The 13,873-nt window shown below is 70.1% G+C and carries 13 protein-coding genes; 8 read left to right on the top strand and 5 right to left on the bottom strand.

Features of this window, described 5'->3' with window-relative positions; genetic code table 11:
* Window positions 1-20: 20 nt before the first annotated feature.
* On the bottom strand, window positions 21-1,094 hold the full coding sequence (locus ACFO6S_RS09355; protein ID WP_378416284.1) for an ABC transporter ATP-binding protein: 1,074 nt from the start codon (window positions 1,092-1,094) through the stop codon (window positions 21-23).
* A 299-nt stretch (window positions 1,095-1,393) separates the two neighbouring features.
* On the opposite strand from ACFO6S_RS09355, the gene ACFO6S_RS09350 reads away from it, so the two are divergent.
* The 5 genes from ACFO6S_RS09350 to ACFO6S_RS09330 all read left to right on the top strand — a co-directional run bounded on the left by ACFO6S_RS09350 (window position 1,394) and on the right by ACFO6S_RS09330 (window position 7,158).
* Complete coding sequence (locus ACFO6S_RS09350; protein ID WP_378416282.1) at window positions 1,394-2,188, top strand: LLM class F420-dependent oxidoreductase; 795 nt, start codon at window positions 1,394-1,396, stop codon at window positions 2,186-2,188.
* Window positions 2,189-2,252: 64 nt separating this feature from the next.
* Window positions 2,253-4,046: an ABC transporter substrate-binding protein/permease gene (locus ACFO6S_RS09345; RefSeq protein ID WP_378416281.1), complete on the top strand. Its 1,794-nt coding sequence runs from the start codon at window positions 2,253-2,255 to the stop codon at window positions 4,044-4,046.
* 2 nt (window positions 4,047-4,048) lie between these two features.
* Window positions 4,049-4,789, top strand: coding sequence for an amino acid ABC transporter ATP-binding protein (locus tag ACFO6S_RS09340; protein ID WP_378416279.1), 741 nt, complete (start codon window positions 4,049-4,051; stop codon window positions 4,787-4,789).
* A 93-nt stretch (window positions 4,790-4,882) separates the two neighbouring features.
* Window positions 4,883-6,955 carry a PhoX family protein gene (locus tag ACFO6S_RS09335; protein ID WP_378416278.1) on the top strand — a complete coding sequence of 691 codons (2,073 nt, stop codon included), beginning with the start codon at window positions 4,883-4,885 and terminating at the stop codon, window positions 6,953-6,955.
* Window positions 6,956-6,978: 23 nt separating this feature from the next.
* A complete protein-coding gene (locus ACFO6S_RS09330; RefSeq protein WP_378416276.1) occupies window positions 6,979-7,158 on the top strand; it encodes a hypothetical protein in 180 nt (59 codons plus the stop codon).
* A gap of 3 nt (window positions 7,159-7,161) precedes the next feature.
* Here ACFO6S_RS09330 and ACFO6S_RS09325 read toward each other — a convergent pair whose 3' ends face one another.
* The 3 genes from ACFO6S_RS09325 to ACFO6S_RS09315 form a co-directional block, all read right to left on the bottom strand.
* Window positions 7,162-7,947 (bottom strand): glycoside hydrolase family 25 protein, encoded by a 786-nt coding sequence (locus ACFO6S_RS09325; protein ID WP_378416274.1) that lies wholly within the window; start codon window positions 7,945-7,947, stop codon window positions 7,162-7,164.
* A gap of 47 nt (window positions 7,948-7,994) precedes the next feature.
* Window positions 7,995-9,332 carry a glucosylglycerate hydrolase gene (gene ggh, locus ACFO6S_RS09320; protein ID WP_378416273.1) on the bottom strand — a complete coding sequence of 446 codons (1,338 nt, stop codon included), beginning with the start codon at window positions 9,330-9,332 and terminating at the stop codon, window positions 7,995-7,997.
* Window positions 9,333-9,416: 84 nt separating this feature from the next.
* On the bottom strand, window positions 9,417-9,740 hold the full coding sequence (locus ACFO6S_RS09315) for a hypothetical protein (RefSeq protein ID WP_378416271.1): 324 nt from the start codon (window positions 9,738-9,740) through the stop codon (window positions 9,417-9,419).
* Window positions 9,741-10,104: 364 nt separating this feature from the next.
* Between ACFO6S_RS09315 and ACFO6S_RS09310 the strand changes: the two genes are divergently transcribed.
* The 3 genes from ACFO6S_RS09310 to ACFO6S_RS09300 all read left to right on the top strand — a co-directional run bounded on the left by ACFO6S_RS09310 (window position 10,105) and on the right by ACFO6S_RS09300 (window position 12,583).
* The gene (locus ACFO6S_RS09310) at window positions 10,105-11,085 is read left to right on the top strand and encodes an ABC transporter ATP-binding protein (protein ID WP_378416270.1); all 981 of its coding nucleotides are present in this window, start codon (window positions 10,105-10,107) and stop codon (window positions 11,083-11,085) included.
* Window positions 11,082-11,843, top strand: a complete 762-nt coding sequence (locus tag ACFO6S_RS09305; protein ID WP_378416268.1) for an ABC transporter permease — start codon at window positions 11,082-11,084, stop codon at window positions 11,841-11,843. Before ACFO6S_RS09310 ends, ACFO6S_RS09305 begins: the two co-directional genes overlap by 4 nt.
* A gap of 62 nt (window positions 11,844-11,905) precedes the next feature.
* Window positions 11,906-12,583: an SDR family oxidoreductase gene (locus ACFO6S_RS09300; RefSeq protein WP_378416266.1), complete on the top strand. Its 678-nt coding sequence runs from the start codon at window positions 11,906-11,908 to the stop codon at window positions 12,581-12,583.
* Window positions 12,584-12,634: 51 nt separating this feature from the next.
* Here the strand turns inward: ACFO6S_RS09300 and ACFO6S_RS09295 are convergent, their stop codons facing one another.
* Window positions 12,635-13,807, bottom strand: a complete 1,173-nt coding sequence (locus tag ACFO6S_RS09295; protein ID WP_378416264.1) for an NADH:flavin oxidoreductase — start codon at window positions 13,805-13,807, stop codon at window positions 12,635-12,637.
* Window positions 13,808-13,873 lie beyond the last annotated feature (66 nt).

Below are 13,873 nucleotides of genomic sequence, written 5' to 3'. Positions count from 1 at the left end.
CCGCACTGGATCGGTCATGGTCACCCCAGTCGACGCCCGTCGACCACCGAGAACAGGTGCACCTGCGCGGGGTCGACGTGCAGCCTGACCAGAGAACCCTTCGGCGGCGGGCGCCGCCAGTCGGCCCGGGCGACGATCTCCTGATCGACACCGTGCAGGTTGGTCCGGCCGTAGATGTAGGCATCGGAACCGAGCTCCTCGACGACGTCCACCTCCATCGGCAGACCCCGGTCGGCCAACTCCAGGTGCTCGGGACGCACGCCGAGGACCACCTCGGACGCGTTGGCCGCGGCCAGGGCGCTGCGCGGCACCGGGATCACGGAGTTGCCGAGCAGCACGCCGCCGTCGGTGACCGGCAGCGTGAACAGGTTCATCGACGGCGATCCCATGAAACCGGCCACGAACACGTTGGTCGGCCGCGAGTACAGCTCCCGCGGGCTGGCGCACTGCTGCAGGATCCCGTCCCGGAGGACGGCCACCCGGTCGCCCATCGTCATGGCCTCGACCTGGTCGTGGGTGACGTAGACGGTGGTGGTGCCGAGCCGACGCTGCAGCTGGGCGATCTGGGCCCGGGTCTGCACCCGCAGCTTGGCGTCGAGGTTGGACAGCGGCTCGTCCATCAGGAACACCTGCGGCTGCCGGACGATCGCCCGGCCCATCGCGACGCGCTGACGCTGGCCGCCGGAGAGCGCCTTGGGCTTGCGGTCGAGGTAGGGCGTGAGGTCCAGCAGCTTCGCGGTCTCCTCCACCCGGGCCCGGATGTCCGGCTTGGGCATCTTCGCGAGCTTGAGCGCGAAGCCCATGTTCTCGGCGACGGACATGTGCGGATACAGCGCGTAGTTCTGGAACACCATCGCGATGTCCCGTTCCTTCGGCTCCGCGCCGGTGACGTCGCGGTCGCCGATCAGGATGCGTCCGGTGTGCACGTCCTCGAGCCCGGCGAGCATCCGCAGCGAGGTGGACTTGCCGCAGCCGGAGGGGCCGACCAGCACCAGGAACTCGCCGTCCTCGATGTGCAGGTCGAGCGCGTTCACCGCGGGGGTGTCCGAGCCGGGGAAGAGGCAGGTCGTGGAGTCGTAGGTGACTGTCGCCATGGGTGTTCGTCGATCCCTTCACCGGCAGGAACGTGCCGGACGATCCGATTCGGGGGTGGTCCGGCGCACAGTATCGCAAGCCCCGGGGCCACCTCCCGACCTCCCCGCCGTCGAATGAACGGAAGCGTTCATTCGATTGGATCGAGTGAACGGTCCGTTCATTCGGGCCTGCGGAGCCGCCGATGACCGCCGGACAGCGGGTCGCGCGACGTCGGGGCGCGCCGACGGGACTGCGACCGCACCCGGTTCGGACTACCGTTGACAGGGCCTTCTTCTGTCTTTCGATACGAGGAGTCCGCATGACCGTTCCGGTGCGCATCGGCGTCCAACTCCAGCAACAGCACACCCCCGACTACGCACTGATCCGGGACGCGGTGCTGCGGTCCGAAGACCTCGGCGTCGACATCGTCTTCAACTGGGACCACTTCTTCCCGCTCGGCGGCGACCCCGACGGCGCCCACTTCGAGTGCTGGACGATGCTCGCCGCCTGGGCCGAACAGACCGAGCGGGTGGAGATCGGCGCGCTGGTCACCGGCGGCGGCTACCGGAACCCGGACCTGTTGGCGGACATGGCCAGAACCGTCGACCACATCAGCGGCGGACGGCTGATCCTGGGCATCGGCGGCGGCTGGTTCCCGAAGGACTACGAACAGTACGGCTACGAGTTCGGCACCGCGGGCACCCGACTGCGGCTGCTGGGCGAGAACCTGGCCCGGATCACCAGTCGGTTGAGCCGACTCAACCCCGCACCCACCCGCGACATCCCGATCCTGATCGGTGGCGGCGGCGAGCGGAAGACGTTGCGGTTGGTGGCCGAGTACGCCGACATCTGGCACAGCTTCGCGGACCTCGAGACGTTCGGACACAAGTCCCAGGTGCTGGCCGGGCACTGCACCGACGTGGGCCGCGACCCCGCTCGGATCGCCCGGTCCTCGCCCTGGCCCGGCACGGAACTGGCGCCCGACTTCGTCGCCGCGGGGGTCACCCTGTTCACCGTCAGTGTGAGCGGGCCCGACTTCGACCTCGGCACCCTCACCGAGGCCGTCCGCTGGCGCGACGAACGGATGCCCGAACCGCTCGCCGGCCTGGCCTGACCGACACCCCGACCCGACCTTTGTCGCACTGACGGGCACCGACGACCCGGTTAGGCTCACGGACATGGTCCGATCGCGTTGGGTGAGGGCATGGATCCTGGCGCTGCTGGTGCTGCTGCTGGCGGCGCTGACCGGCGGATGCGGATCCTCGGAGGCGCCGACCGACCTGTGTGCCCCGCCCGGCGTCGGCAGCGCCTCGGCGGTGCCGACGAACTTGGACGCGGCGGCCGCCGCGGCGGGGGAGGACCGGTTCACCACCGCGACCACCACCCCCCTCGACCAGATCGACGTGACCGCCCTGGGTCTGCTCAAGCCGGGCACGATCAGCGTCGGCACGCTGTCCGACGCCCCACCGAGCATCTGCGTCGACGCCTCGGGCACCTTCACCGGGTTCGACAATGAACTGCTGCGGGCCATCGCGGACAAGCTGGGACTGCAGGTCGAGTTCTCCGGTACCGAGTTCGTCGGGCTGCTCTCCCAGGTCGCGAACAAGCGGTTCGACGTGGGGTCGTCCTCGATCACGACCACCGACGAGCGGCGCCGGACCGTCGGGTTCACCAACGGCTACGACTTCGGCTACTTCTCCCTGGTCGTGCCGAACAACGGTGCGGTGAAAGGATTCTCGGATCTGAGCGCCGACACCAGGATCGGCGTGGTGCAGGGCACCGTGCAGGACGACTACGTGGTCAACACGCTGGGGCTCGACCCGGTGAAGTTCCCCGACTACAACACCGCGTACGCCAACCTCAAGTCCGGCCAGATCGACGCCTGGGTGGCACCCTCGCAGCAGGCCGAGGGCGCGATCAAGCCCGGCGACCCGACGTCGATCGTGCAGAACACCTTCAGCCTCAACAACTTCGTCGGCTGGGCGGTGAACAAGAACAACCAGCCGCTGATCGACGCACTGAATTCCGGACTCGACGCCGTGATCGCCGACGGAACCTGGGCGAAGCTGTACTCCGAGTGGGTGCCCCGGCAGCTGCCCGAGGGCTGGAAACCCGGCAGCAAGGCCGCACCGGAGCCGCAACTGCCCGACTTCGCGGCGCTGGCGGCCGAACACGCCGCGGAGAACCCGAACGCGGCTCCCGCGCAGGAGAAGTCGACGCTCACCCAGCTGCGCGAGACCTTCTTCGACTGGAGCCTCTACCGGCAGGCCATCCCGGACCTGCTCAAGACCGGTCTGCCCAACACGGTGATCCTCGCGCTGACCTCCGGAGTGGTGGGCACCGTGGTCGGCATGCTGCTCGCGATCGCCGGCCTCTCCCGGACCCGGTGGCTGCGCTGGCCGGCCCGCGTCTACACCGACGTCTTCCGCGGCCTGCCCGCGGTGGTGATCATCCTGATCGTCGGTCTCGGCATCGGACCGGTGGTCAAGGGCATCACCGGCAACAACCCGTACTGGCTCGGCGCCGCCGCGCTGGCACTGCTGGCGGCCGCGTACATCGGCGAGATCTTCCGCTCCGGCATCCAGAGCGTCGACCCCGGGCAGCTCGAGGCGGCCCGCGCCATCGGCTTCAGCCACCGCCGGGCGATGAACCTGGTGGTGATCCCGCAGGGCGTCCGACGGGTCCTGCCTGCGCTGATGAACCAGTTCATCTCGCTGATCAAGGACTCCTCGCTCATCTACTTCCTCGGCCTGCTCGCCACCCAGCGCGAACTGTTCGCCGTCGGCCGCGACCTCAACGCGCAGACCGGCAACCTCTCCCCGCTGGTCGCCGCGGGCCTGTTCTACCTGGTGCTGACGATTCCGCTGACCCACCTGGTGAACTACATCGACCGGCGGCTGCGGACCGGCAAATCGGACACCTCCGGCACCCTCGACCCGCTCGACCAGGCCATCGTCGTGGAGAGGGGATAGCAGTGACCGAGCCCGTCCGTTCCGGATCGCTCACCGGCACCGACCTGCACCTGTCCTTCGGGCAGAACCGGGTGCTGCGCGGCGTGGACGTGCACGTCGACGCCGGCGCCACCACATCGGTGATCGGGCCGTCCGGCTCCGGCAAGTCGACCCTGCTGCGGGTGCTCAACCGACTGCACGAGCCCGATCGGGGCGACATCGCGATCGACGGCCGGTCGGTGCTGGGCGACAACCCGGACGTGCTGCGTCAGCGAATCGGGATGGTCTTCCAGCACTTCAACCTGTTCCCGCACCGGACGGTGCTCGACAACGTCGCACTCGGTCCCCGCAAGCTCCGCGGGCTCTCCAAGGACGAGGCGCACGCCGCCGCGCTCGCGCAGTTGGAGCTGGTGGGCCTGGCACACAAGGCGCAGTCCCGGCCGGCGAACCTGTCCGGCGGGCAGCAGCAGCGGGTCGCGATCGCCCGCGCGCTGGCGATGAAGCCGGAGATCATGTTCTTCGACGAGGCCACCTCCGCGCTGGACCCGGAGCTGGTCAAGGGGGTGCTGGCACTGATGGCGGACCTGGCCGCGGGCGGCATGTCGATGATCGTGGTGACCCACGAGATGGGCTTCGCCCGCACGGTTTCCGACACGGTGGTGTTCATGGACGCCGGCGTGGTGGTGGAGACCGGCGAACCGGACGCGCTGTTCGACGACCCGCAGACCGACCGGCTGCAGACCTTCCTGTCCCAGGTCCTCTGACGCCGGACCCCTGCCGTTCACCCCGACGTCTCCTTTCCCTTGCCTGAGGCTTCTACGGTCGCCGGAGTTGACCCTCCGAACGGGAAGTTCCACGTGAAACTCAAGCCTCTTGCCCTGTTCGTCAGCCACGACGGAAAGTCCTCGCGGGCGTCGGTGACCTGCCGGTACAAGTGCGGCGACGCGTGCTCGCACGCGGTACCGAACACCTCGGGCGGCGAGTACTTCGGCGACATCGTGCGCACCGCGATGACGCGCCGCGGAATGCTCAAGTCGGGCGCGGTCGCGGTGCTCGCGGTCGGCGCAGGCAGCGCGCTGACGGCCTGCGCCGACAACGCAGGCGCCGCGACCGGGAGCTCCGCGGCGTCCTCCGACGGCGCCGTCCCGGTCGGCACCGCCTTCACCGCGGTGGCACCGAACACCGAGGACGCCGTGGTGGTCCCGGACGGCTACGAGCACGCCGTCGTGATCCGCTGGGGCGACGCGGTCCTGCCCGGCGCGCCAGCCTTCGACTTCGGCAACCAGAGCCCGCAGGCCCAGGGGATGCAGTTCGGGTTCAACAACGACTTCGCCGGCCTGCTGCCGGTCAGCGGCACGCCCCACACCTACCTGCTGGTGGTCAACCACGAGTACACCACCGAACCTTTCATGTTCGCCGGATACGACCCCGAGAACCCCACGCTCGAGCAGTTCCAGACCGCCGTCGCCGCGCACGGGATGTCCGTGGTCCAGGTGAAGGGCGCCGCCGGATCCGGGGCACTGACACCGGAGTTCGGACCGAGCAACCGACGGATCACCGCGAACTCCGAGTTCCTGGTGACCGGGCCTGCCGCGGGCAGCGAGTTCCTGGTGACCTCGGCCGACCCCACCGGCACCCGTGTCGTCGGCACGCTGAACAACTGCTCCGGCGGGGTCACCCCCTGGGGGACCGTGCTGTCCGGCGAGGAGAACTTCAACCAGTACTTCGCGAACGCCGAGCTGGTCACCGATCCCACCGTCGCGGCCCGACTGAAGCGCTACGGCGTCGCGGGCGGCGCCAGCGAGCGCAAGTGGGAGCGCTTCGACTCCCGCTTCGACCTCGCCAAGGAGCCCAACGAGGTCAACCGCTTCGGGTACGTCGTCGAGGTGGACCCGTGGGACCCGACGTCCACCCCGATCAAGCACACCGCGATGGGCCGGTTCAAGCACGAGGCCGCGACCATCCACGTCACCGACGACGGCACCGTGGTCGCCTACAGCGGCGACGACGAGCGCTTCGACTACATGTACAAGTTCGTCTCCGCGCGGAAGATGATGCAGGGCAACGGACAGGCCAGCATGCGTCACAACCTGACCCTGCTCGACGCCGGAACCCTGTACGTCGCGCAGCTCAGCGGCGACGAACCCGCCACGGTCGACGGCTCCGGCACGCTGCCCGCGGGCGGCCGGTTCGCCGGCACCGGCAAGTGGATCCCGCTGCTGCGCACCAACGTCGACGGCCGAGCCGAGTCGCTGGTGCCGGGCATGAGCGCGGCCGAGGTGGCGGTGTTCACCCGGCAGGCCGGGGACAAGGTCGGCGCCACCAAGATGGACCGCCCCGAGGACTTCGAGCCCAACCCGAAGACCGGCAAGGTGTACGTGGCGCTGACCAACAACAGCAAGCGCGGCACCGAGGGCCAGGCCGCAGCCGACGCTCCGAACCCGCGCAACAACAACAAGAACGGTCAGGTCCTCGAACTCGAGGACGACCACTCCGGGGTCTCGTTCACCTGGAACCTGCTGCTGGTGTGCGGCGACCCGGCCGCCGCGGACACCTACTTCGGTGGCTTCGACAAGTCCCAGGTCAGCCCGATCTCGTGCCCGGACAACCTGGCCTTCGACCCATACGGCAACCTGTGGATCTCCACCGACGGCAACGCTCTGAAGTCCAACGACGGCCTGTTCAGCGTCGTCCTCGACGGCGACCGCCGCGGCGAGACCAAGCAGTTCCTCACCGTGCCCAAGGGCGGCGAGACGTGCGGGCCGATCGTCGACGAGTCGCGCGTCGTGGTGTGCGTCCAGCACCCGGGGGAGCTGGACGGCGCGAGCGCCGACGCCCCGGCCTCGCACTGGCCGGACGGCGGCGACAGCCAGCCGCGACCCTCGGTGGTGGCGGTGTGGAAGTCCGGCGGCGGGCGCATCGGGACCTAGGCGCACCCGCCTAGACTCACCGGATGAGCACCTCGCCCACCACCGTGGCGGCCCGATGGCCGCGCCGACTGCTGGTCGTCGCGGCCGTCGCCGGGCTCGCCCTCGGTGCGGGCCGGCTGCTGGCCCGGTTCACGGCCGCCGAGCCGATCGACTCCGCCGAGTGGGCGGCCGACGCCATCGGGCCGGACGAGCTGGCAGGCTGACCGTCAGCTGCTGCCCATGTTCCCCACACTGCCGAGGCTCCCGAGGCCCGGGAACAACGAGTTCGAGTAGGCCTCGATCGGGCCCATCGAGCCGCTGTAGAAGTTGAGGTCGATGTTGACGCTGACCCCCGGGATCCGGCCGGTGCTGGTGTACTGCCAGAACGCCCAGTTGCGCCAGCCACCGGGCAGCGGCCCGGGGGCGGACTGGCCGTTGTAGTCGGCGATCCACAGCGGGTAGTTGCTGAACTCGCTCGTGTTCGCCATCGCGGTGCGCCAGAAGTTCGGGTACGTGTAGATGATCGGCTGCCGGCCGGTGAGGGCCTGGACGGTGTTCAGGTACCGGTGCGTCCAGTCGATCACCGCGGCAGGCGGCAGGCCCTTCGCGTCCTCGAGGTCGAGCACCGGCGGCAGGCCGCCCGGGCCGTTGATGGGCAGCGACGTCGACGCGAAGTACGACGCCTGCGCCTCGGGCGAGGCCCGCACGTCGGCGTAGTGGTAGGCGCCCCGGGCGATGCCGGCGGCCCGCATGCCGATCACGTCCTGCACGAAGAACGGGTTGATGTAGTTCAGCCCCTCGGTGGCCTTGACCATCGCGAACTCGTGGCCCGACGCGCGGACCGCGAACCAGTCGATCGGGGCCCCGCCCGGGTGCTGCCAGGACGCGACGTCCGGGCCGTTGATCGGCTCCGCGTTGACGAGACCCGGCGAGGTGAAGGCCATCGCGCCTGCGAGCAGCACGGGCACCAGACGGGCAACGGTTCGGATACGAGCGCGGCTCATCGAGGTCATCTACCGAGACTAAACCGTAATGTGATCTTCGACACGGCGAATGGCCGTCAACCCAGCCAGTCCAGCACCGCCGCCGCCGTCCACGACTGCTGCATGCTGCCGAGCGGTTCGCCGGTGAACGGCTCGTAGTACTCGGCGAAGCTGCCGTCGCTGGCCTGACGAAGACCCTCGCTGCGCAGGTGCAACGACCGTTCGGCCCAGCCCCGGCGGGCGAACGCCCAGGAGAACAACCACGTCATCACCGGCCAGACCGGCCCGCGCCAGTACTCCCGGGGCCGGAAGTCGCCGGCCACCGGGGAGGTCGACGGCGGCACCGCGAATCGCAGGTCCGGGTGGCCCGCGAAGCGCGGACCCTCGAACGTCCGCAGCAACGCGCGCTCGACGTCGCGGTCGAGTCCGCCGCACAGCAGTGGCGCGAACATCGCCAGGGTCTCGGTACCGATCCACCGGCCGGTCCGCAGGTCGCGGTCGCGGGCGGCGCCGGTGCGCGGGTCAGTGGTCTCGATCACGCCGCGGCGAAACCGCGCCGACCACTCGCGCAGGTCCCGGACGTCGGCCCGCGGCGCCGCGTTCTCCTCGCCGATGGTCGCCAGCACGTCGCAGGCCAGGGCGAACACGGCACTGACGAACACGTCCTCGACGGCGAAGCTCATGGTCGCGACGAGGCTCGCGTCGTCGTAGCGGACCCGCTTCATCTCCTCGACCAGCCAGAGGTACCGGTCGTACTCCGCGTCGCCCGGTCGCTGCGACAGGTCGGCGATCACCTCGGTGTCCGCGCGCCGGTACGGGGGGATCGGGCCGGTCACCACGTTGGCGTAGGCGGAGTCCCAGCGCGGCGAGTTGTCCATCCCGGACTCCCAGCCGTGGTAGAGGGTGATGCGGCCGTTCCCGGACGGGTCGCGTGACTCCGCCAGCCAGCGGTGCCAGCGCACCAGGTCCGGCCATCGCCGGTCGAGGAACTCGTCGGCGACCGCCCGCGTGCTGCGGCCGTGCCGACGGGAGTGGTCGAGGATGCGCTGCACCGCGATCGCGTGCACGGGCGGCTGGGTGATGCCGGAGGTCCGGACCCCGACGGGTGCGGCGGCGGCCAGCTCCGTGCAGGCCCAGCGGTCGGGGCCGGGAAAGTAGCCGTCGACGCCCTCGGCGAAGACGATGTGCGGGATCATCCCGTTGCGCCACTGCGCCGCGAGCAGCGTGTCGAGCTCGACGACGGCCCGCTCGACACTGAGCGGGGCCAGGCCCACCGCGACGAACGCGGCGTCCCAGCTCCACATGTGCGGGTACAGCCGGGGGGCGGCCGTGGTCATGGTGCCGAGATCGTTGCCGCGCAGCAGGTAGGCGGCCCGGGCCGAGAGCTGGGTCGGGGTGAATCCTGGGTCGGCCATCCCCCAAGTCTGCGACCACCCGCGCAAGTTCGCCCGCCGGGCACGCCGTGGCGGATGCGGGCGGTCGGTTCGCGCGAGGTCAGGTCAGCTGGCGGCGGTGAGCTCGTCGCTGCTGCGGAACACCAGTCGGCCGTTGTCGAGCTGGATCGCCCACCGGCGCGCGAGCGCCCAGTCGCGTCCGAAGTCGGCACCGTCGACGAGGGTGGCGGCGAAGTCGTCCACGATCACGCCGGGTTCGTTGTTGGCCTGTTCCTGGCCCGGCTTCGGGTCCGCGGTGGTGAACACCTTGGCCCCGATCGCGAGGACGGGAGGCTCCGCCTTTCCACCCTTGGCCTTGCCCTTGCCGGCTGCCGCCTTGTCGCCGTCCGAATTGGCGGCCGGCGCCTTGCTGCTCTTGTCTGTTTTCATGCTCGCGACTCTTCCTTCCTGCGATAGGTCGTTCCGGGTGGAAGTTGGTACTTCCGCCCGCCCGAATCGTCGAGATGGCACGAGATGCGTAACTAGAATGTAGCCGACCTCGTCGGTGCGGGCCGATCTCGGCGTACCCCTCCCAGCTCCGGCCCGTCCCACGGGCACCAAGTCGGCCGCCGGATTGCCAGATGTCGACCGTCGGCGTCGGCAGAGACGCCGGAATGTGATGCACGTCTCACCGCACGGTCCAGTGTATGGACAACCGACCCTCCGCCACAGTCCATTGGACGGTCGACGCGCCGACGCCGCCTCGCGGCGAGGCGCGCCGTGGATGTCGGTGGGCCTGCTTATCGTGTGCAGAATGAGTCCCCCCGGCACCGCGACCGCCGTCATCAGCGTCACCGGACTGGCTCGCACCTTCCAGACCAAGACCGGCCCCGTGCAGGCGGTCAGGGGCATCGACTTCGAGGTTCGCCCCGGCGAGATCCTCGGCCTGCTCGGCCCCAACGGAGCCGGCAAGACCACCACGCTGCGGATGATCAGCACCCTGATCGAACCCACCGCCGGTGACGCCGTCGTCGCGGGGGCCGACCTGCGCCGCGACCCGCGCCTGGTTCGGTCGCGGATCGGGTACGTCGCGCAGGGCGGCTCCACGAACGACGAGGAACTCGTCATCGAGGAACTGGTGCTGCAGGCCCGCCTGTTCGGGCTGAGCAAACGTGAGGCGATCGCGAACTCGGAGTCGCTGCTGGCCACGCTGGACCTCGCCGGCCTCGGCGGCCGCAAGTGCAAGCAACTCTCCGGCGGTCAGCGCCGGCGGGTGGACATCGCACTGGGCCTGGTGCACCGACCCAACCTCATATACCTCGACGAGCCGACCACCGGCCTGGACCCGCAGAGCCGGGCCAACCTGTGGGACCACATCCGGTCGCTGCAGGCCGCCGGCACCACCATCGTGCTGACCACCCACTACCTCGACGAGGCCGACGCGCTGTGCGACCGGATCCTGGTGATGGACCACGGCGAGATCGTCGCCGAGGGCACTCCCGACGAGCTCAAGCGGCGGATCTCGGGCGACGTGATCAGCCTCGAGGTGGGGGACGAGAACGTCGACCTCGCGGTGCGGGTGGCCGCCGACACCCTCGAATTGCGCTCCCAGCTCACCGAGGGGCACCTGGTGCACCTGACGGTGGACCAGGGTGACGCCGCGGTGGTCCCGCTGCTGCACGCACTGCAGGCCGCCGGGATCGTGCCCGGTTCGCTCACCGTCAAACGCCCCAGCCTCGACGACGTGTTCCTCACCGTCACCGGCCGCTCACTCCGAGACGGAGACCAGGGATGAGATTTCTCCACGAGACCGGCCTGATCTTCTGGGCCCACCTGCGCTCGAACCTGCGCAACCCGTTGTGGGTGCTGATCGGGCTGAGCCAGCCGGTGCTGTACCTGGTGCTGTTCGGACCGCTGCTCGAGGGCGTGGGCGCCGGCCTCGGCGGGGGCACCGACCCGTGGCTGGTGTTCACCCCGGGCCTGATCATGCAGATCGGCCTGTTCGGCTCGATGTTCGTCGGCTTCGCGATGGTCTACGAGCTGCGCGCCGGGATCATCGAGCGCCAGCGGGTCACCCCCGCGAGCCGCGGCGCCCTGCTGCTGGGCCGGGTGCTCAAGGACATGGTGGTGCTGATGGTCCAGGCCACCATCCTGGTGCTGGTCGCGGTGGTGTTCTTCGACCTGCGGCCCAACGTCCTCGGCTTCGTGCTCACCCTGATCCTGGTCGCGATCATCGCGGCCGGCATGTCGTCGGCGTCCTACGCGCTGGCGCTGGCCACCCGCTCCGAGGACTCGCTGGCATCGGTGCTGAACATGGTCTCGGTGCCGCTGCTGCTGCTCTCCGGGATCCTGTTGCCGATGACGCTCGGGCCGGGCTGGCTGCAGACCCTGGCCAGGCTGAACCCGCTCTCCCACACGGTCGACGCCGCCCGCGCCCTGTTCCGCGGAGACTTCGCCTCGTCGGACGTCTATGTCGGGACCGCGGTCACGCTCGTCCTGGCGGCGGTGCTCGGCGTCATCGGGGCGCGCACCTTCGCCCGCGAGAATGCCTGAGCCGCTTGACATCATCACCCTGATGCCCCGGCCGCGGCGGTCCCTCCGATAGCCTCGACGCCATGCGACCGACTGCACTGATCACCGGGGCGAGCCGAGGCCTCGGCGCCGCCATCGCCCGCGAGCTGGCCCCGGGCCACGACCTCCTGCTGGGCGCCCGTAAAGAAGACGCCCTGAAGCCGATTCTCACCGAGCTCGAGGCCGCGAAGCCGTTCCCGGTGGACCTGACCGACCACGCCGCGGTGGCGGCCGCGGTCAAGGGCATCGACCGCCTGGACGTGCTGGTGCACAACGCGGGCATCGCCGACCTGGGCACCGTCGCGGAGACCTCCGCCGAGGTGTGGCGGAACACCATGGAGGCCAACGTCATCGCCGTTGCCGAGCTGACCCGGCTGCTGCTTCCCGCGCTGCGGGCGGCCGGCGGCCACGTGGTGCTGATCAACTCCGGTGCGGGGCTCCGGGCCAACGCTGGGTGGGGTCCGTACGCCGCGAGCAAGTTCGCCCTGCGGGCCCTCGGCGACGCGCTGCGCCACGAGGAGCCCACCCTTCGGGTCACCTCGATCCACCCGGGCCGGATCGCCACCGACATGCAGCGCGAGATCGTCGAGGCCGAGGGCGGCGAGTTCGACGCGGACCAGTTCCTCACCCCCGAGACCGTCGCCCGGGCCGTGCGCACGGCAATCGACACCGCACCGGACGGCCATCCCACCGAGATCGTGCTGCGGCCGATCGCCCGCTGACCGGCCCGTCGTCGCCCGGCCGCCGGTAGCGGCCGGGCGACTGTCCGGCGGCTACCCGCGGTCGACCAGGGCGCAGCGCGCGCCGGTGAAGATGGTGGGCATGCACAGGTTGCAGTGGGTGCACCGCGACTCGGTGCTGGAGTCCTTCGCGATCCGGTTGACCAGGTCCGGCTCCATCAGCAGCGCCCGGGCCATCGCGACGAACTCGAATCCCTCCGACATCGCGGTGTCCATGCCGGCCCGATCCGTGACCCCGCCGAGCAGCACCAGCGGCATCTTCACCGCGGCCCGCACCTGGCGGGCCTGTTCGAGCATGAACAGCGGCGTGTAGGGATAGGACCGCAGGAACTTCTTGCCGATCAGCTTCACGCCGAGGCGGGCGGGCTGGGGCATCACCGCCGCGAACTCCTTGACCGGCGCGTCGCCCTTGAACAGGTACATCGGGTTGAGCAGCGAGCTGCCCACGGTCAGCTCCAGGGCGTCGAGGCTGCCGTCCGCCTCCAGCCACTGCGCCACCTGCACCGCCTCGTCGAGCTGGAATCCGCCGCGCACCCCGTCTGCCATGTTCAGCTTCGCCAGGATCGCGATGCGACCGCCCACCGCCTCCCGCACCGTCCGGGCCGTCTCCAGCACCACCCGGGCCCGGTTCTCCAGCGACCCGCCGTAGGCGTCCGTGCGGTGGTTGAGCTGCGGGCTCAGGAACGAGCTGGCGAAGTAGTTGTGCCCGAAGTGGATCTCGACCGCGTCGAACCCGGACTCGACGGCGATCGTCGCCGCGGTGCCGTGCGCCGCGGTGATCCGCTCGATGTCGGCGACCGTCGCGGCGTGGATCCGCCGCATCGACATCGGGTTGAAGGACCGCGACGGCGCCAGCGCCGGCAGCCCGTTCGACTTGCCGTTCGCGACCGGACCGGCGTGCCCGAGCTGCGCGGACGCCGCGGCGCCCTCGGCGTGGATGGCGTCGGTGAGCCGCCGCAGTCCGGGCACCGCCTCGTCCCGCATCCACAGCTGGCCTCGCTCGGTCCGGCCCTCGGGCGCGACCGCGCAGTACGCGACGGTGGACATGCCCACACCGCCCCGCGACGGTCGCCGGTGGAACTCGATGAGGTCGTCGGTGACCAGCGCGTCGGGCGTGCGGCCCTCGAAGGTCGCGGACTTGATTATCCGGTTGCGCAGCGTGATCGGGCCGAGCTTCGCCGGCGCCAGAACATCGGGAGTGGCCACTTCTCGTCCTTCGGGTTGGTTGGCGCCAACGCTAGACGCACCCACCACCGCGCGGCGGCGAAATCT

The organism is Rhodococcus kronopolitis, assembly GCF_042654025.1.
In the GTDB taxonomy this organism is placed as follows: domain Bacteria; phylum Actinomycetota; class Actinomycetes; order Mycobacteriales; family Mycobacteriaceae; genus Rhodococcus_G; species Rhodococcus_G kronopolitis.
This window is presented reverse-complemented; position numbering and strand designations above follow the sequence as displayed.

What these genes read in the sequence shown, in the direction of transcription:
- ACFO6S_RS09355 (WP_378416284.1), bottom strand. Translation starts at nt 1,094, where the DNA reads ATGGCGACAGTCACCTACGACTCCACGACCTGCCTCTTCCCCGGCTCG.
- ggh (WP_378416273.1), bottom strand. Translation starts at nt 9,332, where the DNA reads ATGGCCGACCCAGGATTCACCCCGACCCAGCTCTCGGCCCGGGCCGCC.
- ACFO6S_RS09310 (WP_378416270.1), top strand. Translation starts at nt 10,105, where the DNA reads ATGAGTCCCCCCGGCACCGCGACCGCCGTCATCAGCGTCACCGGACTG.
- ACFO6S_RS09305 (WP_378416268.1), top strand. Translation starts at nt 11,082, where the DNA reads ATGAGATTTCTCCACGAGACCGGCCTGATCTTCTGGGCCCACCTGCGC.
- ACFO6S_RS09345 (WP_378416281.1), top strand. Translation starts at nt 2,253, where the DNA reads ATGGTCCGATCGCGTTGGGTGAGGGCATGGATCCTGGCGCTGCTGGTG.
- ACFO6S_RS09325 (WP_378416274.1), bottom strand. Translation starts at nt 7,947, where the DNA reads ATGACCTCGATGAGCCGCGCTCGTATCCGAACCGTTGCCCGTCTGGTG.
- ACFO6S_RS09350 (WP_378416282.1), top strand. Translation starts at nt 1,394, where the DNA reads ATGACCGTTCCGGTGCGCATCGGCGTCCAACTCCAGCAACAGCACACC.
- ACFO6S_RS09315 (WP_378416271.1), bottom strand. Translation starts at nt 9,740, where the DNA reads ATGAAAACAGACAAGAGCAGCAAGGCGCCGGCCGCCAATTCGGACGGC.
- ACFO6S_RS09300 (WP_378416266.1), top strand. Translation starts at nt 11,906, where the DNA reads ATGCGACCGACTGCACTGATCACCGGGGCGAGCCGAGGCCTCGGCGCC.
- ACFO6S_RS09330 (WP_378416276.1), top strand. Translation starts at nt 6,979, where the DNA reads ATGAGCACCTCGCCCACCACCGTGGCGGCCCGATGGCCGCGCCGACTG.